At 72.7% G+C, this 19,720-nt stretch carries 18 protein-coding genes; 7 read left to right on the top strand and 11 right to left on the bottom strand.

All coding sequences use genetic code 11. The features are described 5' to 3' along the window. The first annotated feature begins 29 nt into the window (after window positions 1–29). Window positions 30–1,334 carry a M28 family metallopeptidase gene (locus ACZ5GP_RS27085; protein ID WP_468753291.1) on the top strand — a complete coding sequence of 435 codons (1,305 nt, stop codon included), beginning with the start codon at window positions 30–32 and terminating at the stop codon, window positions 1,332–1,334. A 54-nt stretch (window positions 1,335–1,388) separates the two neighbouring features. Here the strand turns inward: ACZ5GP_RS27085 and msrB are convergent, their stop codons facing one another. The 4 genes from msrB to ACZ5GP_RS27105 form a co-directional block, all read right to left on the bottom strand. After that, window positions 1,389–1,796 (bottom strand): peptide-methionine (R)-S-oxide reductase MsrB, encoded by a 408-nt coding sequence (msrB, locus tag ACZ5GP_RS27090; protein WP_468753292.1) that lies wholly within the window; start codon window positions 1,794–1,796, stop codon window positions 1,389–1,391. Window positions 1,797–1,817: 21 nt separating this feature from the next. Further along, entirely contained in the window at window positions 1,818–3,221 is a 1,404-nt protein-coding gene (murC, locus tag ACZ5GP_RS27095) for a UDP-N-acetylmuramate--L-alanine ligase (protein ID WP_468753293.1), read from the bottom strand. Between the two features lie 182 nt (window positions 3,222–3,403). Next, window positions 3,404–3,877, bottom strand: a complete 474-nt coding sequence (locus tag ACZ5GP_RS27100) for an indole-3-glycerol phosphate synthase (protein WP_468753294.1) — start codon at window positions 3,875–3,877, stop codon at window positions 3,404–3,406. 84 nt (window positions 3,878–3,961) lie between these two features. Further along, a complete protein-coding gene (locus ACZ5GP_RS27105) occupies window positions 3,962–4,816 on the bottom strand; it encodes a pyrimidine reductase family protein (RefSeq protein ID WP_468753295.1) in 855 nt (284 codons plus the stop codon). A 36-nt stretch (window positions 4,817–4,852) separates the two neighbouring features. Between ACZ5GP_RS27105 and zapE the strand changes: the two genes are divergently transcribed. Continuing rightward, the gene (gene zapE, locus ACZ5GP_RS27110) at window positions 4,853–5,941 is read left to right on the top strand and encodes a cell division protein ZapE (RefSeq protein ID WP_468753296.1); all 1,089 of its coding nucleotides are present in this window, start codon (window positions 4,853–4,855) and stop codon (window positions 5,939–5,941) included. A 61-nt stretch (window positions 5,942–6,002) separates the two neighbouring features. Then, on the top strand, window positions 6,003–7,364 hold the full coding sequence (locus ACZ5GP_RS27115) for an alkaline phosphatase PhoX (protein WP_468753297.1): 1,362 nt from the start codon (window positions 6,003–6,005) through the stop codon (window positions 7,362–7,364). 18 nt (window positions 7,365–7,382) lie between these two features. Here ACZ5GP_RS27115 and sph read toward each other — a convergent pair whose 3' ends face one another. After that, window positions 7,383–8,369: a sphingomyelin phosphodiesterase gene (sph, locus tag ACZ5GP_RS27120; RefSeq protein ID WP_468753298.1), complete on the bottom strand. Its 987-nt coding sequence runs from the start codon at window positions 8,367–8,369 to the stop codon at window positions 7,383–7,385. Between the two features lie 356 nt (window positions 8,370–8,725). Between sph and ACZ5GP_RS27125 the strand changes: the two genes are divergently transcribed. After that, a complete protein-coding gene (locus ACZ5GP_RS27125) occupies window positions 8,726–9,490 on the top strand; it encodes a class I SAM-dependent methyltransferase (protein ID WP_468753299.1) in 765 nt (254 codons plus the stop codon). Here ACZ5GP_RS27125 and ACZ5GP_RS27130 read toward each other — a convergent pair. The 6 genes from ACZ5GP_RS27130 to ACZ5GP_RS27155 form a co-directional block, all read right to left on the bottom strand. Beyond that, the gene (locus ACZ5GP_RS27130) at window positions 9,487–10,536 is read right to left on the bottom strand and encodes a cytochrome P450 (RefSeq protein ID WP_468753300.1); all 1,050 of its coding nucleotides are present in this window, start codon (window positions 10,534–10,536) and stop codon (window positions 9,487–9,489) included. The two genes, ACZ5GP_RS27125 and ACZ5GP_RS27130, sit on opposite strands and share 4 nt — an antisense overlap. A gap of 86 nt (window positions 10,537–10,622) precedes the next feature. Next, the gene (locus tag ACZ5GP_RS27135) at window positions 10,623–10,703 is read right to left on the bottom strand and encodes a tryptorubin family RiPP precursor (protein ID WP_358586696.1); all 81 of its coding nucleotides are present in this window, start codon (window positions 10,701–10,703) and stop codon (window positions 10,623–10,625) included. A gap of 155 nt (window positions 10,704–10,858) precedes the next feature. Beyond that, entirely contained in the window at window positions 10,859–12,361 is a 1,503-nt protein-coding gene (locus ACZ5GP_RS27140) for an ABC transporter ATP-binding protein (protein WP_468753301.1), read from the bottom strand. Window positions 12,362–12,454: 93 nt separating this feature from the next. Continuing rightward, on the bottom strand, window positions 12,455–13,306 hold the full coding sequence (locus ACZ5GP_RS27145; RefSeq protein WP_468753302.1) for an ABC transporter permease: 852 nt from the start codon (window positions 13,304–13,306) through the stop codon (window positions 12,455–12,457). Beyond that, entirely contained in the window at window positions 13,303–14,313 is a 1,011-nt protein-coding gene (locus ACZ5GP_RS27150) for an ABC transporter permease (protein ID WP_468753303.1), read from the bottom strand. Before ACZ5GP_RS27150 ends, ACZ5GP_RS27145 begins: the two co-directional genes overlap by 4 nt. Continuing rightward, window positions 14,298–15,842, bottom strand: a complete 1,545-nt coding sequence (locus ACZ5GP_RS27155) for an ABC transporter substrate-binding protein (protein WP_468753304.1) — start codon at window positions 15,840–15,842, stop codon at window positions 14,298–14,300. The genes ACZ5GP_RS27150 and ACZ5GP_RS27155 overlap by 16 nt, the downstream gene beginning before the upstream one ends. 319 nt (window positions 15,843–16,161) lie before the next feature. Here ACZ5GP_RS27155 and ACZ5GP_RS27160 point away from each other — a divergent pair, with 319 nt between their 5' ends. From ACZ5GP_RS27160 to ACZ5GP_RS27170, 3 genes are read left to right on the top strand one after another with little or no spacing between them, the layout of a single operon-like run. Beyond that, window positions 16,162–17,190 (top strand): TauD/TfdA family dioxygenase, encoded by a 1,029-nt coding sequence (locus ACZ5GP_RS27160; protein ID WP_468753305.1) that lies wholly within the window; start codon window positions 16,162–16,164, stop codon window positions 17,188–17,190. 36 nt (window positions 17,191–17,226) lie between these two features. Beyond that, window positions 17,227–18,282: an ornithine cyclodeaminase family protein gene (locus ACZ5GP_RS27165; RefSeq protein WP_468753306.1), complete on the top strand. Its 1,056-nt coding sequence runs from the start codon at window positions 17,227–17,229 to the stop codon at window positions 18,280–18,282. Further along, entirely contained in the window at window positions 18,279–19,703 is a 1,425-nt protein-coding gene (locus ACZ5GP_RS27170) for a type III PLP-dependent enzyme domain-containing protein (RefSeq protein ID WP_468753428.1), read from the top strand. The genes ACZ5GP_RS27165 and ACZ5GP_RS27170 overlap by 4 nt, the downstream gene beginning before the upstream one ends. The last annotated feature ends 17 nt before the right edge of the window (window positions 19,704–19,720 follow it).

Here is a 19,720-nt window from a genome sequence, read left to right on the forward strand (position 1 = left end):
ACTTCTGTTCGGAATACGGAGCCCCACCCATGAGATTCCTCAGACGGGCGGCCGCCTGCGCCGCCACCCTGGCCGTCGGCGGCCTGCTGGCCACCGCCGCGCCCACGGCCCTCGCGGCCCCCGCCCCGACGCTCGCGGCGCCCGACATACCGCTCGCCAACGTCAAGGCGCACCTCACCCAGTTCCAGTCCATAGCCTCGGCCAACGGCGGCAACCGCGCCCACGGCCGCCCCGGCTACAAGGCCTCCATCGACTACGTGAAGGGCAAGCTGGACGCGGCCGGATTCACCACCACCGTCCAGCAGTTCACGTCCAGCGGCGCCACCGGGTACAACCTCGTCGCGGACTGGCCGGGCGGCGACCCCGACAAGGTCCTGATGGCGGGCGCGCACCTCGACAGCGTCTCCGCGGGCCCCGGCGTCAACGACAACGGCTCGGGCTCGGCCGGCATACTGGAGACGGCGCTCGCCGTCTCCCGCGCGCAGCTGAAGCCGACGAAGCACCTGCGGTTCGCCTGGTGGGGCGCCGAGGAGCTGGGCATGGTCGGCTCCCGCTACTACGTGAACAACCTCCCGACGACGGAGCGTTCCAAGGTCAGCGGCTATCTGAACTTCGACATGATCGCCTCGCCGAACCCCGGCTACTTCGTCTACGACGACGACCCGACCATCGAGAAGACCTTCAAGGACTACTACGCGGGTCTGAACATCTCCACCGAGATCGAGACCGAGGGCGACGGCCGCTCCGACCACGCCCCGTTCAAGAACGTCGGCATCCCGGTCGGCGGCCTGTTCAGCGGGGCCGAGCGCGCCAAGTCCAGCGCCCAGGCCCAGAAGTGGGGCGGCACGGCCGGCCAGGCCTTCGACCGCTGCTACCACTCGTCCTGCGACACGACGGCGAACATCAACGACACGGCGCTGGACCGCAACAGCGACGCCATCGCCCACGCCGTCTGGCAGCTCGGCACGGACACCCCCGTCCCGCCCGGCGACAGCTACGAGAACACCGCGGACGTCGCCATCCCGGACAACGGCGCGGCGGTGACCTCGACGGTGAACGTGGCCGGCCGCACCGGCAACGCCCCCGCCGCCCTCAAGGTCGACGTCGACATCCGCCACACCTGGCGCGGTGACGTGGTCGTCGACCTGCTCGCCCCCGACGGCACGGCGTACCGCCTGAAGAACTCCAGCAGCAGCGACTCGGCGGACAACGTCATCGCGACGTACACGGTCGACGCGTCCAGCGAGAGCGCCAACGGCGCCTGGAAGCTGCGGGTGCAGGACGTGGCGGCGCAGGACACGGGCTACGTCAACAGCTGGAAGCTGACCTTCTGAGGTCGGTGCCCCGCGGGACGCGCCTCACCCGCGGGGCCGTCCCCGCCCCGCCGATCAGCCCTCGTCGGGCGTGAGCCGCAGCGAGATGCTGTTGATGCAGTACCGCTGGTCGGTGGGCGTGGGGTAGCCCTCACCCTCGAAGACGTGCCCGAGGTGCGAGCCGCAGCGCGCGCAGCGCACCTCGGTGCGCACCATGCCGTGCGAGGTGTCCTGGACCAGTTCGACCGCGTCGGTGTCCTTCGGGTCGAAGAAGCTCGGCCACCCGCAGTGCGACTCGAACTTCTCCGCCGAGGTGAACAGCTCCGCGCCGCACGCGCGGCAGGAGTAGACGCCCTTGGCCTTGGTGTCCGTGTACTCGCCGACGAAGGCGGGTTCCGTGCCGGCCTGGCGCAGCACCGCGTACTCCGAAGGGGTCAGCTCCGCGCGCCACTGCTCGTCCGGCTTCTCGACGTCGTACGACATGGGTGAGGTCCCCTTTGCTTCTTACTTCGACAGCTCGGCCAGGATGTGCGGGCCGAGGTCCGTGACATCGCCCGCGCCCATGGTGAGAACGAGATCGCCGGGCCTCGCCATTCCCGCGATCGCCGCGACCGCCGCCGCCTTGTCCGGGGCGGCCGTGACCTCGGCGTCCGCCGCGCGGGCCGCGTCGATGATCAGGGCGCTGGTGACGCCGGGGATCGGGTCCTCGCGGGCCGGGTAGATGTCCAGGACCACGGAGGAGTCGGCGAGGGCGAGGGCCTGGCCCATCTCGGTGCCCAGCTCCTGGGTGCGCGAGAAGAGGTGCGGCTGGAAGAGCACGAGGATGCGGGAGTCGCCGGCGGCGGAGCGCATGGCCTCCAGGTCGGCCGTCATCTCGGTGGGGTGGTGCGCGTAGGAGTCGATGACCTGGACGCCCGCGGCCTCGCCCTTGAGCTGGAGGCGGCGCTTGACACCGGTGTAGGAGCCGAGCGCGGAGGCGAGGTTGTGCGCCGGGATGCCGAGGGCGATGCCGGCGGCGAGGGCGGCGACGGCGTTGTTCGCGTAGTGGCGGCCGGGCACGGACACCTGGAAGGTCAGGAACTTGCCGTTCAGGACGACCGTGACCTCGCTGGTGAGCCCGCGCGCGGTGATCTTGTGGATGCGCAGGTCGGCGGTCTCGGACTCGCCGTACGTGACGATCTTCGGCCCGCCGAGGTCCCGCACGCGCTTCGTCAGCTCGACCGCGCCGTGCTGGTCCGCCGAGATGACGAGGGTGCCGCCGGGGACGACCTTGCCCGCGAAGATCTCGAACGACTCGTAGATCTCGTCCATCGAGGCGTAATTGGCGTGGTGGTCCAGCTCCACGTTGAGGACGATGGCGACCTCGGGCGCGTACTTGTGGAAGCTGCGGTCGCTCTCGTCGGCCTCGGCGACGAAGATGTCGCCCTCGCCGTGCAGCGCGTTCGATCCCGGCACGTCCAGGTCGCCGCCGATCGCGTACGACGGGTCGAGGCCGAGGGTGGCGAGCGTGACGGCGAGCATCGACGTCGTCGTGGTCTTGCCGTGCGTGCCCGCCACCGCGATCGGGCGCAGGCCGTTCATCAGGGAGGCGAGGGCGTCCGAGCGGTGCACGACGGGGATGCCCAGCTCGGCGGCGCGCACCAGCTCGGGATTGTCGGCGCGGATCGCGGAGGAGACGACGACGCAGCTCGCGTCGTCCGCGAGGTGCGCGGCGGCGTGCCCGATGTGGACCGTGACGCCCAGCGCGCGCAGCGCCTCGGCCGTGGCGGACTCCCGGGCGTCACTGCCCGCGACCTTGGCGCCGCGCTGCGCCAGGATCTTGGCGATGCCCGACATGCCGGCGCCGCCGATGCCGATGAAGTGCGGTCGGTCCATGTCGGCCATGGACTGGGGCAGGCCGGGTGCCATGCGTGTGTCTCCCCTGGTGGTGCGACGAGAGTCGCGTTCGTACGACGGTGAACGGTCCCCAGCCTATTGCCTCCGTGGGCGGCCGCATCGCGCGCCGCCGGGGGCGCCCGGAAGGGGCGCGGTGACCCGCGCGCCCGGCCCCCACGAACCCCGCGGACCGCATGACCCGCCCGGCGGAGCGCTCAGGCCTCGCTGTGCGAGAACAGCTTCAGCACCGGCACGCCCACCTTGTGGCGCGCCCGCGAGGCCCAGTCCCGGTGGAAGAACTCCTCCACGTAGTGGGGATCGGTCAGCACGATCACCTCGTCGGCCGCCACCTCGTCCACGAGGGTCTTCAGCGCGTCCAGCGGGTGATCCTCGATCAGCCGCCCCCGTGCCTCGCAGCCCGCGGCCCGCAGCGCCGTCAGGGAGACGTGCAGTGCCTGCTCGCCGGGGCCGGTCGCGTCCGCGCCCTCGGGGGTCTCGCCCTCGCGCGCCGCCTCGTCGAGCTCGCCGAGGGCGACGTCGTCGATGGCCCGCAGCAGGCGGTCCGCCTGGTCGCCGCGGGGCTGGAGCAGCACGTGGAAGGTGACCGGCTCGTCCCCGTGCAAGGTGGTGACGAACTCCACGTCGGCGGACGTCAGCGCCTTCTCGATCATCAATACGCTTGTGAACACGACAGGCGCCCTTCTCCTCCGTGGGCCGTCCTGAGGCCCTTGCGGAAACCATCCTGCCCCGTGGCCGCACGGGGTCTGCGAGATCTAGTGTGCCCGGCGCGAGCCAAACGGAACGGCTGATTCCGCTGATTGTCGGCTACGACGGTATCGGGTGAAGAGGAACCCGTCCTCCTCCAGCATGGACGCCAGTACGAATTGATCGGGTTCGGCCAGCGCGGGTCCGCCCGCGATCCGCTGCGCGTCCCCCGCCGTGAGCATCGGCGAGACCGTCAGGCACAGCTCGTCCAGCACCTTGGCCGCCACGAACTGCCCGAGCAGCCGCGGGCCGCCCTCGGTGAGCAGCCGGGTGAGTCCCCGCTCCGCCAGGGCGGGCGCCACGCGCGCGGGGTCCACCGTCGCGCCCTCCCCCGCGACCAGCACGACGGCGCCCGCCCGCTCGGCGGCCGCGACCTTGTCGGCGGGCGCGGCCGCCCCCGTCAGCACGAGGGTGGGCGTCAGCGGCTCCGTGAAGAGCGGGAGGGAGAAATCCAGGTCGAGGCCGGCGCTGACGACCGCGACGGCGGGCGCCGGGGTCTGTCCGGCGGCGGCCCTGCGGGCGGCGAAGGCCTCCCGCGCGCGGGCCGGGCGGTACCCCTCCAGGCGAACCGTTTCAGCTCCGACGATCACGGCGTCGGCGAGCCCGCGCAGGGTGCCGAAGATCCGCATGTCGGTGGGGTTGGAGATCGGCCGGGAGCGGCCCTCGTGCTGGGCGGCGCCGTCGAGCGTGGAGACCATGTTGGCGCGCAGCCAGGTGGCCGCCCCGGCAACCCCGGCGGGGTAGGCGTAGGCGTCGGCCAGCTCGTCCAGGCTCCACTCCCGCGGGTCCGTGGTGTCCGAATCCGCCGACTGGTCGGCCGGGCGGTCGGCTGTCTGGTCGGTCACAGGGAACAGGCGTCGCATATCCGCAGTCTCGCATGCCCCTTAAGCTGGGGAACCGTGCCCTCCTCCACCGCCGCCCACGGGCCCGATCCCCTGGCCGAAGTGACTCCGCTGTCCCTGTGCGCCCGCCGGCCCCACGTCCCCGCCGACCGGCTGGTCGCCGAGATGGTGCCGCCGCCGCGCTTCGACGCGGTCCGCTTCGACACCTACCTCCCGGACCCGAATCAGCCCAGCCAGACCGAGGCGGTCCGCGTCCTGAGCGGCTTCGCGGCCGGCCTCGGCGGCGCGCACGCCTCCGGCGCCGGCAAGAAGCGGTGGTTCCAGCGGAAGGCCGCGGCCCCCACCGGGCCCCGCGGTGTCTACCTCGACGGGGGCTACGGCGTCGGCAAGACCCACCTCCTGGCCTCCCTGTGGCACGCCACGCCCGCCGCGCCCGAGCAGAAGGCGTTCGGCACGTTCGTGGAGCTGACGAACCTGGTCGGCGCGCTCGGCTTCCAGCAGACGGTGCGCACCCTCAGTGAGCACCGACTGCTCTGCATCGACGAGTTCGAGCTGGACGACCCGGGCGACACGGTGCTGGTCTCCTCGCTGCTCGCCAAGCTCGTCGAGCAGGGCGTGGCGCTGGCCGCGACCTCGAACACGCTGCCGGGCAAACTCGGCGAGGGCCGGTTCGCCGCCACCGACTTCATGCGCGAGATCCAGGGCCTGTCCGCGCACTTCAAGGCGTTGCGCATCGACGGCGAGGACTACCGCCACCGGGGTCTGCCGCAAGCCCCCGCCCCGTACTCGCAGGAGCAGGTCACCAAGGCGGCGTACGCCACCGAGGGCGCCTCGCTCGACGACTTCCCGCACCTGCTCGCGCACCTGGCCGAGGTCCACCCGAGCCGGTACGGCGCGCTGACCGACCAGGTCAGCGCCGTGTGCCTGACGGACGTGACGCCGGTGCCCGACCAGTCGACCGCGCTGCGGCTCGTGGTGCTGGCCGACCGGCTGTACGACCGGGAGGTGCCGGTGCTCGCCTCCGGTGTGCCCTTCGACCGGCTCTTCAGCGAGGAGATGCTGAACGGCGGGTACCGGAAGAAGTACTTCCGGGCGATCTCGCGGCTCACGGCACTCGCCCGCGACGCCAAGGGTCTCGTGCACTAGTCGGAGCGCGTGGTACACACATCCGGTCACATTCCTGTCCGCCAGCAGGAGGTTGCCCGTCATGTCTGCCACTCGACGTCAGGTCCTCGCCCGTTCCGGGGCCGTGGGCGCCACCATCGCCTTCACCGGCGCTCTCTCGGAACTCTTCGCGGGCACCGCCGCCGCGCACGGGAAGGCCGGTTACGGCCCCCTCGTCCCCGACCCCAAGGGTCTGCTCGATCTGCCGAAAGGTTTCCGCTACCGGGTGCTCTCCCGCGAGGGCGACCAGCTCCGCTCCGGTGAGGGCGCCGTGCCCGGCAACCACGACGGCATGGCCGCCTTCCGGGGCGAGCGCGGGGGCGTCCGCCTCGTGCGCAACCACGAGAACCGCGTCACCGCCAAGATCGCCGTGCCCACGGTCGAGGGGCTCACCTACGACCCGGCGGCCAAGGGCGGCTGTACGACGCTGTCCCTCGACGGCCGGAACGGTGTCCTGGACGAACGGGTGGGGATCGCCGGGACCGCCGTCAACTGCGCGGGCGGGCCGACCCCTTGGGGCACCTGGCTGACCTGCGAGGAGACCGAGGACAAGGCCGGCACGAACGGCTACACCAAGGACCACGGCTTCATCTTCGAGGTCGACCCGGTGGACCCGCGCCGCACCGGCGCCGTGCCGCTCACCGCGATGGGCCGCTTCCAGCACGAGGCGATCGCCGTCGACCCCGGGCGCGGCATCGTCTACGAGACCGAGGACGCCTTCCTCAAGCCCTTCGGCCTCTTCTACCGCTTCCTGCCGGACAAGCCCAAGGGCGGCCGGGGCTCGTTGCGGGCGGGCGGCAGGCTCCAGGCGATGCGCGTGCCGGGTGCGCCGGACCTGTCCTCGATCCAGGAGGCGGGCACGAGCTTCGACGGCGTCGAGTGGGTGGACGTCCCCGACCCGCTGGCCGCGCAGACGCCCATCCGCCTCCAGGACTTCGGCCCGAAGGGCATCACGCACGCCCAGAAGCTGGAGGGCTGCTACTGGGGCGGCTCCTGCGTCTACTTCGTCTCGTCCTTCGCGCGAAAGACGGACGGCTCGGCGGGCGACCACTTCGGGCAGATCTGGCGCTACGACCCCGCCCGGCGCCGCCTCACCCTGGTGATCGTCTTCGGCCCTGGCACGGACGTCCAGCTGCCCGGCGACTCCCCCGACAACATCTGCCTCGCGCCGACCGGCGGCCTGATGGTGTGCGAGGACGGCGACGGCGCCCAGCACGTCTACGGCGTCACCCGGCGCGGCGAGGTCTACGCGATGGCCCGCAACCGCCAGACCATCGGCGCCCCGGACAAGCCGGAGTGGGGGGAGTTCGCGGGTGTCACGTTCTCCCCCGACCACGGCACGATGTACGTCAACTGCTACACGCCCGGCACGACGTTCGCCGTGACGGGCCCGTGGCACAGGTGATGTGACGGTGGGTCAGGCCTAGTACGCCGTCACGGGGTAGTGGTCCGACAGGTTCGTGTACGTGTACTGCTTGCCCCAGCTGGAGACGGTCCAGGGCGCGCTCTGCTCCTTGAGCACATTGTTGTGCCAGGTGGCGGGGCGCGCGTGGCCCTTGCGGTGCAGGACGAAGTCGAGGTCCTCGCGGGGGTCGTCCGGGTAGCGCTCGGCGGCGATCGAGTTGTCCCGGGTGTCGAAGGAGTACGGGTGGCCGGTGCGGCCGTCGGCGGGGGCGAGGCCCGCGTCGGCGAGCATCGAGGCGTACTCGGGGCTGTGCGAGTCGACGTTGAAGTCGCCCGCGACGAGCACCTGTTCGCCGGCCGGGATGTTCTTGGCGTCGAGGAAGGCGTCCAGCTCCTTGAACTGCTCGGCGCGGGTGGCGGCGGCCTCGCCGCTGCCGCAGCCCGGGTCGGTGGACTGGGCGTGGGTGCCGACCACGTGCGCCCTGGTGCCGTTCACGTCCAGCACGGCGTAGACGAAGCCCTTGTTGGAGTAGGAGTCGGAGCCGCAGGCGTCCTTGTAGACGTACTGCTCCTTGCGCAGGATCGGCCACTTGCTCAGGACCGTCACGCCACCGTCCTCGGGCGCCACCGAGGAGTACGCGCCGCCGGTGGCGTCCCAGCCGCTCCGGCCGCGCCCCATCACCGGCGTCTGGTGCGGGTAGCGGCCCTTGGCGTTCGCCATCAGCGCGTCGGAGGCGGAGTTGTCGAACGCCTCCTGGAGCACGACGACGTCCTGCCCGCCGAAGAAGCCGGCCGCCGGTATGGCCTTGGCCCGGTGGTCCTGGCCCCAGTTCGGGTAGAGCGTCTTGCTGAACAGGAACGTGTTGTACGTGAGCACCTTGAGCGAGGGCGTGGCGACGGACGCGTCGGCGGCGCTCGCGCCGGGGGCGACGGCGGCGAGCGTGGCGGCGGCGAGCACGGCGGTGATCGCCGCCGCGTGGGACCTGCGCAGCGCGGAGTGCGGCACTGAATCTCCTGAGGGCGGGGGGCTGTTGCTGCTGTTCCGGCCGGGCCGGAAGCGGCCGTGGGCACGGCGCCCGCACATCCAAGCAGCTGCGATTACTTCTGGGGATACTTCACGTGAACACACCGTTCGCCTCCCTCGCGAAAGTCGCCCCGGCGACGCCGCGCGAGGCCCCGTGCGGCCATCTGACGGCGGCACGGGCGCCTCTTGGGAGTGGGGGCGGGGCGCCGGGCCCGGAGCTTGCGCACGGGCCCGTCGAGCGCCCGCCCACGACCTCCGGAGGACTCCCGCGAACAGGCTCTGACCTGGGCTTTCACCAGCCGTGCGGCCTACCATCACCCTCTCGGGAAGGGGACTTGATGGATCGCGACATCCGCACGATCGACGACGTGCTGAACCTCTTGGACGGTCTGTTCGCGCCGGCGGCCGACCGCTGGACGAGCGGCGGCAGCGGCTGGTGGGACGACTTCTACGCCGACCGCACCAGGCCCGTGCCGTTCTTCGCGGCGAAGCCGGACGAGAGCCTCGCCTCCTACGTGGAACGGGGCCTGCTCACGCCGGGCCGCGCGCTCGACCTCGGCTGCGGACCGGGCCGCAACGCCCTGTATCTGGCCTCGCTGGGCTTCGAGGTGGACGCCGTCGACCTCTCTCCCGCCGCCCTCGCCTGGGCCGGGGACCGCGCCCGTGAGGCGGGGGCCGACGTGCGCTTCCACCAGGGCGACGCGTTCGCCCTGACGCGGGCCGAGTTGGCAGGACCGTACGACCTGGTGCACGACTCGGGCTGCTTCCACCATCTGCCGCCGCACCGCCGCGTCAGCTACCTCGACCTCCTGGACCGCGTCCTGGCCCCCGGCGGCCACTTCTCCCTCACCTGCTTCGCCGCCGGCGACGACGGCATGGGGTCACGACTGCCCGACGCGGACTTCTACCGGCAGGGCGCCCTGCACGGCGGCCTGGCCTACGAGGACGGCTCCCTGCGGTGGATCTTCGGCGATCTGACGGAGGTCGAGCTGCGCCGCATGCGCGACGAGCCCGAGAACTCCGCGCACTTCGGCGAGCCCTTCCTCTGGACGGCACTCTTCCGCCGGGACACACCGGCTCCGGTGGCCGGCCCGGCCCGTTAGGCCGGTCGTACCAGTCGCACCTTGTCGACGCCGAGCAGCCCCGCGAGGGGGACCTTGGCGGTGGTCTGCCGCGGATCGACCGTCAGCCCCTCGGAGCGCAGCATGTCCAGCAGCATCCCGGCCAGCGGCATCACCATGTGCCGGCCCCAGCAGCGCTCGGAGGCGTGGCCGAAGGGCAGGTAGCCGGGGTGGTCGTCGGGGTCGAGGCCGGCCCAGCGCTCGGGGCGGAACGCGTCGGGGTCGTCCCACAGGGCCGGGTCGCGGTGGCTGAGCAGTGGCAGCACCAGGACGTCGTCGCCGGCGCCGATGCGGGCGTCGAGGGCGGGGTACTCCGGGGACGCGTTGCGCAGGACGTTCCAGGAAGGGGGCAGCAGGCGCATGGCCTCGTACAGGATGTGCTCGTTCGGGACGTCGGCCGCGAAGGGCGCGCCGAGCCAGTAGGCACTGGCGACGAGCGTGGAGACGGTGAAGCAGACGGGCGCCGCCGCCCGCCGGTACATGCCCATCGCGTACCGCCGGTCGCTGTAGCTTGCGGCGTCGGCGGTCAGGCCCGCGATCTCGGTCACGGGCGCGCCCGGCCGGAGCCTGCCGGGCAACGCGGCGCCGACGGCGATGACCGTCCACGTCAGCTTGGGCGTCAGCTCCAGGGTGCGGTCCATGAGGATGCGCAGCCGGTAGGGGTCGGCGCCGAGGATCAGGTCGCGCAGGTAGACATGGCCGACGTGCGGCCACTCGCCGGTGAGGTCGGCGGCGCCCGGCACGGGGGCCCGCAGGGCCGCGCGGACGTCGCGGCCGATGGCCCGCATCACGTGGGAGGCCTCGGTGCGGTGGATGGAGCGGCCGTGCAGGGGTTTGAACGTGGGGCGTTCGTGCTCGGTGGCCGGCCGGGCGGCGAGGATCCGGTCGGTCAGCTCGGGCCCGGCGACGCCCATGGTGTCGGCGTCCAGGCGGAACGCGTCCGCACCGCGGTGCTCGCGCAACAGGGCGTGGAGCCGCGGCGCGAAGACGGTGGTCCGGGTGGACCGGTCGGTACCGGAGAGGGGCATCGGTGGTCTCCAAGGGCGGGAGGCCCGTGCCCGGCGGCCGCTCGGGCACGCCGGGCACGGGGCACTCAGAGGGACGATTCGCCGGTTTAGTACCAGTGGTACCAGGCGTACGCCTTCAGGCTCTTCTCGCCGGTGATCCTCTTCTTGAGCGAACGGACCATCTTCATGTACGTGCCTCCGGTCGTTTCCGTTGGTGCGTGACGGACTGGACGAGCGGAGCGTGCAGGGAGGCGATCAACAGGCGATAAACAGCGAAGGGGCCGCGTGAGCGGTACGTGAGCGCGCCGCGGGCCGCGCCCTTCCGGAGGGCCGCCCTCGGGGGTCACCGTGTCCCCAGCGCCCCCAGGATCTGCTCGGTGGCGCCGGACTCCACGGCGCGGCCCTCCGCGAGGACGAGCAGCGCGTCCGTGCGGCTCGCCACCAGCCGCAGGTCGTGGCTGATGAGCACCAGGGCCAGGCCGCGGCTCTCCCGCAGCTCTTCGAGCAGGTCCATCACCGCGCCCGCGGTCCTCTCGTCCAGGGCCGAGGTGACCTCGTCGCAGACCAGGACGTCGGGGTCGGCCGCCAACGCCCTTGCTATGGAGGCGCGTTGCCGCTGGCCGCCCGACAGCTCGTGGGGGTAGCGGTCGGCGAAGTGCGCGGGCAGGCCGACGCTCTCCAGGAGTTCCAGGACGCGCCCGGGGGCCTCGGCGCGCGTGGCCCGCTCGTGCAGGCGCAGCGGGCGGCCGAGGGTGTCGCCCACGGTGCGGCTCGGGTTGAGGGTGCCGAGCGGGTCCTGCGGCACGAGTTGGAGCGCGCGGCGCTGGGCGCGGGTGCGGCCGTGGGCGGCGGGGTGCAGGCGCACGCCGTCGAGGGCGACCGTGCCCTCGGTGGGCCGGTGCAGCCCGACCACGGCACGCACCAGCGTGGTCTTGCCGGACCCCGACGCGCCGACGATGCCCGTGCTGGAGCCGGCGGTGACGCTCAGGTCCACGCCGTGCAGCACGGGCACGCCCCGGCCCCGCCGGGTGAACGACGCGCGCAGTGCGGTGACGGCGAGCTTGGGGACGCCGTCCGGCGCGGGCCGGACCTCACGCGTACGGGGGCACGGCGCGGGCAGCGGGATCGGCGGGGCCCCTTCGGCCGCCAGGTCGACCACGTCGTCCGCCAGCCGCGAGACGAGGTCCGCGTCGTGGCAGGACAGGGCGACGGCGAGGCGGTGGTGGGCCGCCAGGTGGCGCAGCAGCTCGGCGATCTCGTCCCGCACCCGTGGGTCGAGGCCGGCGGTGGGCTCGTCCAGGAGAAGGACGGCGGGGCGGCGGGCCAACGCCCTGGCGAGGGCCACGCGGCGCTGCTGGCCGCCGGACAGCTCGCCCGTGCGGCGGTTCTCCAAGCCCTCGCCGAGAGGCAGGCGCACCTCTTCCAGCTGGGCGCGCAGCGCTTGGGGCCCCCGGTCGACGGCGACCTCGGCGATGAGGCGGCGCACCTTCATGCGGGGGTTGAGTCCGGAGCCCGGGTCCTGGCCGAGGTAGGCGAGGCGGTGGCGACGCAGGGCGCGCAGGTCGGCCGGGCCGAGCGCCAGGGGGTCCTGGCCGAGCACCTCGACGGTGCCGGCGGTGCGCCGGGCGCCGGGCGGCAGGACCCCGGCGACGGCCCGCAGGAGGGTGGTCTTGCCGGACCCCGAGGGGCCGACGAGCGCCGTGACGCGGCCGGGCCGCACCTCCATCCCGCCGCCCGCCAGGAGGAGACGGCCGTCGTCGTCGGCGACGGTCAGCCCCTGGACGCGTACGGCCACGCCGGAGGCGGGCACTTGGCCCTCGGGGTACCAGTCGGGCATGTGGTTCACGAGGCGACCCCCCGGGTCATCGCGGTCTCTGGCGTCACCGGCGCGCTCTTCCGTCCCACCGCACGCTTTCTTCTCACTGCGCGCTCTTCCCTCTCACAGCGCGGTCACCGCTCGGCGGCCGGCGCGCGGCACGAGCGCCGACGCCGCGAGGTTGACGCTCATGGCGAGCAGGCCGATGGCGAGGGAGGGCGCGAGCACCGCCCACGGGTTCAGGACGATGCCGCCGGAGTTCTCGCGGATCATGAGTGCCCAGTCGGCGGCGGGCGGCTGCGGCCCCACCTGGAGGAAGCCGGCGGTCGCCACGATGTAGACGGCGGCGACGAAGCGCAGCCCGAAGAGGGCGAGCAGGGTGGCCCGCAGGTTGGGCAGGACCTCGCGCACGACGAGGTGCCACAGGCGTTCACCGCCGACCGCCGCGGCCTCGATGTACCCGGAGGCGGCGACCGGCGCGGCGGCGCCCGCGACCAGGCGTACGGCGTAGGGCACGCCCATCACCACGGCGGCCGCGATGACGGCGAACCGCCCGCCGCCCGGCCAGGACAGGGCGATGAGCAGGATGCCGAGGACGGCGGGCAGCAGCATGAGGACGTCGGCGCAGCGTTCGACGATCCGTCCGACGGCGGGGCGCAGCGCGCCGAGCGCGCCGAGCAGCGCGGCGGCGCCGGTCACCAGGAAGGCCACCAGCAGGGAGGTGGCGATGAGTTCGCGGCCGCCGGCGAGCAGCCGGCTCAGGACGTCGCGGCCGAGCTGGTCGCCGCCGAGCGCCGCCTTGCCGCCCGGTTCGGCGTAGGGGGCGGTGACGGGGCTGTCGATGGCGTACGGCGCGAGCCAGGGCCCGGCGAGGGCGAGGGCGACGAGCAGCAGGGCGGGCAGGACGCGCAGGACCACCCCACGGCGCGGGAGGCGGCGTACGGCACGCTTCGACAGGGTGTGGGGCGCGGTCATGTACGGCCTCCCGAGGCCCAGGAACGCACGAGGTCGGCGAGGAGCAGTACGCCGGTGATGACGACGCCGGTGACGGCGACGACACCGGCGACGAGCGGGCCGTCGCGGTCGGTGACGGCACCGGCGAGGACCGAGCCGATGCCCGGGTAGTTGAAGATGGTCTCCACCACGACGGCGCCGCCGAGCAGCATGCCGGTGGAGGTGGCGATGCCCGCCGCGACGGTGGGCAGGGCGCCGGGCAGCAGGTGGTGGGTGAAGACGCGGTGGCGCGGCAGTCCGTCGATGACGGCGCTCTCCACATGCGGTGCCTTGGCCTCGTCGGCGAGGGCGGCGCGCACGATGCGGACGTTCCAGCCGATCTGCGGGATGGCGAGGGCGAGGACGGGCAGGATCAGCATCCGCCAGGAGGCGGGCGAGCCGTCGGCGTCGGTGAGGGTGACGGCGGGCAGCAGGTCGGTCCAGAGCGCGAAGACGAGGACGAGCGCGACGGCCACCACGAACTCGGGCAGCGCGAGGATGCCGGTGGCACTCGCGGAGATGGCCCGGTCGGTGGCGCCGCCCGGCTTGAGCGCGGCCCAGCAGCCGAGGGCGAGCGAGGCGACGAGGGTGACCAGGAGCGCGAGGCCGCCCAGAAGCAGCGTGTTGGGCAGCGGCTTGGAGAGGATGTCGGCGATCGGCTCGCCGCGCGCGGAGGTGCCGAAGTCACCGGTGGGCAGTCCGGTCATCCACTCCCAGAAGCGGGTGAGGACGGGCCGGTCGAGGCCGAGGAGTTCGCGGCGGCGCGCGAGGTCGGCGGCGCTCTCGCCGCGCTCGGAGGTGGCATTGGCGGCGTCGCCCGGCAGGAGTTCGACGGCGACGAAGACGGTGGCGAGCAGGACGGCGAGCAGCAGCGCCCGGCGTGCGAGCAGTCCGGTGAGGCGCAGGGTCCCGGCGAGCACGGGTCCGGCGGGCCGCGGGCGAAGGCCCGCGACCCGCTCGCTCACCGTGCCGCTCAGCGGGCCAGCCATGCCCGCTCGAGCTGAACGCGTCCGTAGCCGGGCAGCTTGGGCAGGCCGTGCACGGGGGCGGCGGCCAGGTCGATGCCCTCGGCGACGCCCCACAGCAGGTAGCCGGAGTCCTCGTGCTGGATCCGCTGGAGCTTTTCGAGGGCCTTGGCGCGCGCGCCCGCGTCCTTGGCGCCGATGGACTCGCGGTAGGCGGCGTCGAACTCCGTGTTCTTCCACGCGGCCTCGTTCTGGCCCGACTTGGACTCCATGGTCTTGCTGGCGAAGAAGATCACCGAGTCGTTGGTGCCCCAGTAGGTGGTGTAGAGGTCGGCCTTGAGCCACGTCTTGTCGTAGAAGGTGGCGGACTCCTGCTTGACCACCTGGATCTTGACGCCCGCCTCGCGCACCTGGCTCGCGAAGAGCGTCGCGGACTCGGCGAGGCCGGCGATGTCCTCGGTCGTCATCAGCTTGTACGTCTTGGAGGTGTCGAAGTCCGCTTCCTTCAGCAGGGACTTGGCCCTGGCGAGGTCGCGTCCGCGCTGCGGGATGCCCGAGTCGTAGGCCGGGTCGCCGGTGCCCATGATGTCGTTGCCGACGGTGCCGTAACCGGACAGGACCTGCTTGACCATGGCCTTGCGGTCGACGGCCAGGCGCAGCGCCTCGCGGACCTTGGGGTCGGCGAAGGGGCCGCCGGCCGTGCGCATGACGATCGGCATCGCCATGTCGTCGGGGCGGCGCACGACCTGGACGTCGCCGCGCTTCTCGGCGGTGCGGGCGGCGACGGCGCCGACGTTGGAGGCGAGGTCGATCTGTCCGGCGAGCAGCGCGTTGGACATGGCCTGGGGGGACTCGAAGATCTTGACCTCGATGGCGTCCAGCAGGACGTCGCCGCCGTGCCAGTGCTCGTTGCGCACGAGGCGGGCGTTGCCCGAGCGGAACCAGTCGAGCTTGAAGGGGCCGGTGCCGGGGGCCTTGCCCAGGTCCTTCTTCTCGGTGCCCTTTTTCAGGACGAAGGTGGACAGGCGGGTGAGCAGGGGCAGTTCGGCGTTGGCGTAGTCGGAGACGAGGACGACGGTGTCCTTGCCCTCGGCCTTGATGTTCTCGGCCTTGATGCCGGGCAGCCGGGAGGCGCCGGAGGGGGTGGCGCGCAGCCGCTTGAGCGACCAGACGACGTCGTCGGCGGTGACGGGGGAGCCGTCGTGGAACGTGGCCCCTTCCGCGATCTTGAAGCGCCAGGTCTTCAGGTCGGCGGAGGGCTTCCAACTGGCGGCCAGGCGCGGGGCGGTGTTGTCCTTGGCGCCGGGGGCGGTGAGGGTGTCGTACACCAGGGCGATGATGAGGTAGTCGCTCTCGTTGGCCTGGGTGCCGTGCGGGTCCCGGGTGATGGCCGAGGCGCGGCCGAGGGCGCCGACGCGCAGCGTGCCGCCCTTGCGGGGCTTGCCGCCGCCCGCCTTGGACGAGGTGTCACCGTCCCCGGAGCACGCGGTGAGCAGCGTCGCCGTACCCAATGCTCCGCCGGCCCACAGCACTTGGCGCCTGGTGATGTCCACGTACGTCCTCGTTCCAGTTCAGAGCGGTATGTCGATGCGCAGGGCGGGACACCGGCCGAATCGCAAGTCGATTCGCAGGTCGAAGCCGATACGATCGGATAATCTTAGGGTTGCCTATCCTAATGGCATCCGTGTGCGCAACCCAGCGCACGTGGTCAAGTGCGCCCCCGGCCTCCCCACTTGCCGGACGGAAGGCGACAGTTCCCCTTCGAAGTCTAAGGTTTGCCTTACCTAAGTTTACTGCTAGCGTTCGGCCCGTCACCGGAGATCGCCCGCCCGGATTCCTCCACCAACTCGACGGAAACGGACTTATCTCGCGATGAGCACGGCAGCAGACGCACCAGTCCGCCGGCTGGACCCCCACTCCGTGGGCGAGCTCCGCACCGCGGCCCGGAAGATTCTCGACGAATTCGGCACATCCGCGACATCTCCCCGCCTCCTGGAGCGAGTTGAGCAGTCCGCGGCGGGGTTCGGCGACACTCTGCGACACCACTGCCGGCCCGTCGACACCGATGACGGCCTCTTCGTCCTGCGCGGCCTCGACGTCGACGACGCCGAGATAGGCCCGACCCCGCCCGGCTGGGCCCACGCCGGTGACCGCGGCGCCGTCCACGACATCGTGCTGCTGCTGCTCGCCGGCGTGATGGGCGACCCCATCGCCTGGCAGGGCCAGCAGGACGGCCGGTTCGTGCACAACATCGTGCCCTCGCCGGGCCACGAGTCCGAACAGACCGGCGCCAGCAGCACCGTGCTCCTCAGCCCGCACACCGAGGACGCCTTCCACCCCGGCCGCGCCCACCTGCTGATGCTGGGCTGCATGCGCAACCACGACCGCATCGCGACCACCGCGGCCAGCATCCGCAAGGTCCGGCTCAGCGAGAAGGACGTGGAGCTGCTCTCCCGGCCCGTCCTGCCGATCCTGCCCGACGACGCCTACGCCGAGGCCCAGGGCTACGCCGACGCCGCTCCCCCGCCGGTGCCCGCCCTGTTCGCCGCCGAGGACGGGCTCACGCTCCGCTTCGACCCCGCGTACACGCCGATGGAGGACGCCGACGAGGAGTACCGGGCCGCCTACCGGCGCCTGGCGGACGAACTGGCCCGGGTATCCGTCGCGGTGAGCCTGGAGCCGGGCGAGGTCCTCGTCGTCGACAACGACCTGGTCGTGCACGGCAGGGTGCCCTTCAAGGCCCGCTACGACGGAACCGACCGCTGGCTCAAGCGGGCCTCGGTGCGGGTGCCCGGCCGACGCCGGCGCCCCTTGGCCGAGGCCGACGAGCACGGTTACGGTCAGGCGGCGCTGGAGGCGTTCGGCCGCGGCCGGGTCGCGCTCGCAGCGCACGCCGGCTGAACGCGCCCCCCCCACGCACCGGAAGGAAAGGACACCATGACCGGCACCACCTCCCCCGGCCCCGGCGCCTCGGCCGGCCCCGAAAGCCCCGCCGGGAGCCGAATATCCGGCGACGACCAGCACCTGCGCATCCTGTCGACCAGCGACCTCGCCGGCCTCGACATCTCCCTGGCCGACGTGATCTCCACCGTCGAGGGCGCCTACCGCACCCTGCACGCCGGGGAGTCGGACAACCCGCGCAAGCTGACCGTCAAGCCCAAGGACGGGCACTCCGTCTCCTACGCGATGCTCGGCCGTGACGGCTCCCGCGACGTCGTCGCCATCAAGACCTCGTACAAGCACGGCCTCGACAAGGGCCGCGAGGAGCAGCACTACTACACCTCGCTCACGATCTACGACGATGTGACCGGGCTGCCGGTGGCGATGATGGACTGCGCCCGCATCGGCTCGCTGCGCACCCCCGCCGTCTCCGCGCTGCTCGCCCGCGAACTGGCCGCGCCCGGCGCCCGCAGCGCGCTCGTCGTCGGAACGGGCACGCAGGGGCGGCTCGCGCTGCCGTTCCTGCTGACCGCCCTGCCGGGTCTGGAGCGGCTGATGCTGTCCGGCACGCACCCCGAGGGCATCCAGGCGGTACGCGACGAGCTGCGCCGGCACTTCCCCGACCGCGAGGTGGAACTGGTCGAGGACCTGCGCGCCGCCGCCGGGGACGCCGACGTCGTCGTCGCCACCGCGGGCGGCCACACCCCCGCGGCGATCGAGGCCGACTGGCTGAAGCCCGGCGCCCTGTCCATCCTGGTCGGCCACGGCCTCGCGCCCTCGACCCTGCACCGGGCCGACCGCGTCATCGCCACCAGCGAGGCGCAGATGAACGTCACGGGCACCGACATGGCCGACACCAAGGGCGAACTGCCCGCGGTGGACGCGGAGTTCCCGCCGGTGATCGCGGGCGCGGCGGCGGGCCGGACGGGCGCCGAGGAGCGGATCTTCGCGTACAACAGCGGTCTCGTCGTCACGGACATCGCCCTGGGCCACCGCTTCGCCCAGCTCGCACTGGAGCAGGGCCTGGGCCACGAGGTGGCGCTGTGGCGCTGAGCGGGACCGACGGGGCGAGCGCGGCCGCCTTCTCCGCGCGCCTGCCCTCGCTGCCCGACCCCGGCACCGACGCCGTGCTGGCCAGTGGCCTCGTGCGGGAACTCGCCTACGCCTTCGGGGGCCCCTTCCACTTCCTGCTCCCCGATGCCTTCGACGCCAACCTCCGCGCCATGCGGGAGGCGTTGGAGGAGGCGGGGGTCACCGGGTTCGTGTACTACGCGAAGAAGGCCAACAAGGCCGCCGTGTGGGTCGAGCGGTGCGCGGCCCTCGGCGCGGGCGTCGACGTCGCCTCTCTCGGCGAGCTGCGCGAGGCGCTCGGCCACGGCGTGCCCGGGGAGCACCTGATGGTCACGGGGCCCGCCAAGGGGCACGATCTACTGCGGCTCGCGGTGTGCCAGGGCGCGCTGATCGCCGTGGACGCCCTGGACGAACTCGACGCGGTGCTGGGCCTGGTGAGCGGCGTCGAGCGGGTGGCCCGCCCTGCGCGCGTGCTGCTGCGCGCCCTGCCCCCCGGTCAGCCGCACAGCCGCTTCGGTCTCGACGAGGCCGAGCTGGCGACCGCCATGGACCGCTGCGCGCGGGCCGGCGAGGCCGCCCTGCGCATGGAGGGCTTCAGCTTCCACCTCTCCGGATACGACATCGCGGCCCGCGCCGAACTGGCCGCCTCGCTCGCGGAACTCTGCCTGAAGGCACGGGCGTCGGGCCTGCGGGCCGATCGCGTCAGCGTGGGCGGCGGGCTGCCGATCAGCTACGTCGGCGCCGACGACTGGCAGGTCTTCCTCGCCGCACGGCACGACGGGCACTTCCACGCGGGCAAGTCGTTCGCGGACGGCGACTTCTACCCGTACCACTCGCCCCTCGCGGGCGCGGACGCGCTGCGGGCGCTGCTGGCCCATCGGGCCGGTGGGCACCAACTCGCGGATGTGCTGAGGGACTTGGACGTTCACCTGTTGCTCGAACCGGGGCGGGCGCTGCTCGACCGGGCGGGTGGGACGGTGTTCCGCGTCCAGGGCGTCAAGGAGCGGACGGGCTACCGGCTGCTGACCGTGGACGGGAGCAGCCTGAGCCTGTCGGAGCAGTGGTTCGCCAGCGAGTACCTGCCGGACCCGGTACTGGTGCCGGGCGACGGGCTCGCGGGGCCGACGGGCGCCACGGGGGCGGCAACCGGCGGGGCGGACGAGACGTACCCCGCCAGCGTCGGCGCCGCGACCTGCCTGGAGTCGGACATGCTCACCTGGCGCAAGATCCCCTTCCCGCGGCGGCCCCGCGTCGGTGACCTGCTGGTCTACCCCAACACGGCGGGCTACCAGATGGACTCCAACGAATCCCCCTTCCACGACCTGCCGCTGCCGCCCAAGGTCGTGGTCGACCGCACCGAACTGCCGCGACCGCGCTGGCGGTTGGACCGCCACTTCACCTGACGCCGCCCCGCCACCCT

It is taken from the genome of Streptomyces sp. NPDC031466, from assembly GCF_055581265.1.

Bases quoted from the DNA above. Each gene is read 5' to 3' on its own strand.
- msrB (WP_468753292.1), bottom strand. From the start codon at position 1,796: ATGTCGTACGACGTCGAGAAGCCGGACGAGCAGTGGCGCGCGGAGCTG.
- ACZ5GP_RS27135 (WP_358586696.1), bottom strand. From the start codon at position 10,703: ATGAAGATGGTCCGTTCGCTCAAGAAGAGGATCACCGGCGAGAAGAGC.
- ACZ5GP_RS27130 (WP_468753300.1), bottom strand. From the start codon at position 10,536: ATGCCCCTCTCCGGTACCGACCGGTCCACCCGGACCACCGTCTTCGCG.
- ACZ5GP_RS27105 (WP_468753295.1), bottom strand. From the start codon at position 4,816: ATGCGACGCCTGTTCCCTGTGACCGACCAGACAGCCGACCGCCCGGCC.
- ACZ5GP_RS27165 (WP_468753306.1), top strand. From the start codon at position 17,227: ATGACCGGCACCACCTCCCCCGGCCCCGGCGCCTCGGCCGGCCCCGAA.
- ACZ5GP_RS27150 (WP_468753303.1), bottom strand. From the start codon at position 14,313: ATGGCTGGCCCGCTGAGCGGCACGGTGAGCGAGCGGGTCGCGGGCCTT.
- ACZ5GP_RS27115 (WP_468753297.1), top strand. From the start codon at position 6,003: ATGTCTGCCACTCGACGTCAGGTCCTCGCCCGTTCCGGGGCCGTGGGC.
- ACZ5GP_RS27145 (WP_468753302.1), bottom strand. From the start codon at position 13,306: ATGACCGCGCCCCACACCCTGTCGAAGCGTGCCGTACGCCGCCTCCCG.
- murC (WP_468753293.1), bottom strand. From the start codon at position 3,221: ATGGCACCCGGCCTGCCCCAGTCCATGGCCGACATGGACCGACCGCAC.
- ACZ5GP_RS27085 (WP_468753291.1), top strand. From the start codon at position 30: ATGAGATTCCTCAGACGGGCGGCCGCCTGCGCCGCCACCCTGGCCGTC.
- ACZ5GP_RS27160 (WP_468753305.1), top strand. From the start codon at position 16,162: ATGAGCACGGCAGCAGACGCACCAGTCCGCCGGCTGGACCCCCACTCC.
- ACZ5GP_RS27125 (WP_468753299.1), top strand. From the start codon at position 8,726: ATGGATCGCGACATCCGCACGATCGACGACGTGCTGAACCTCTTGGAC.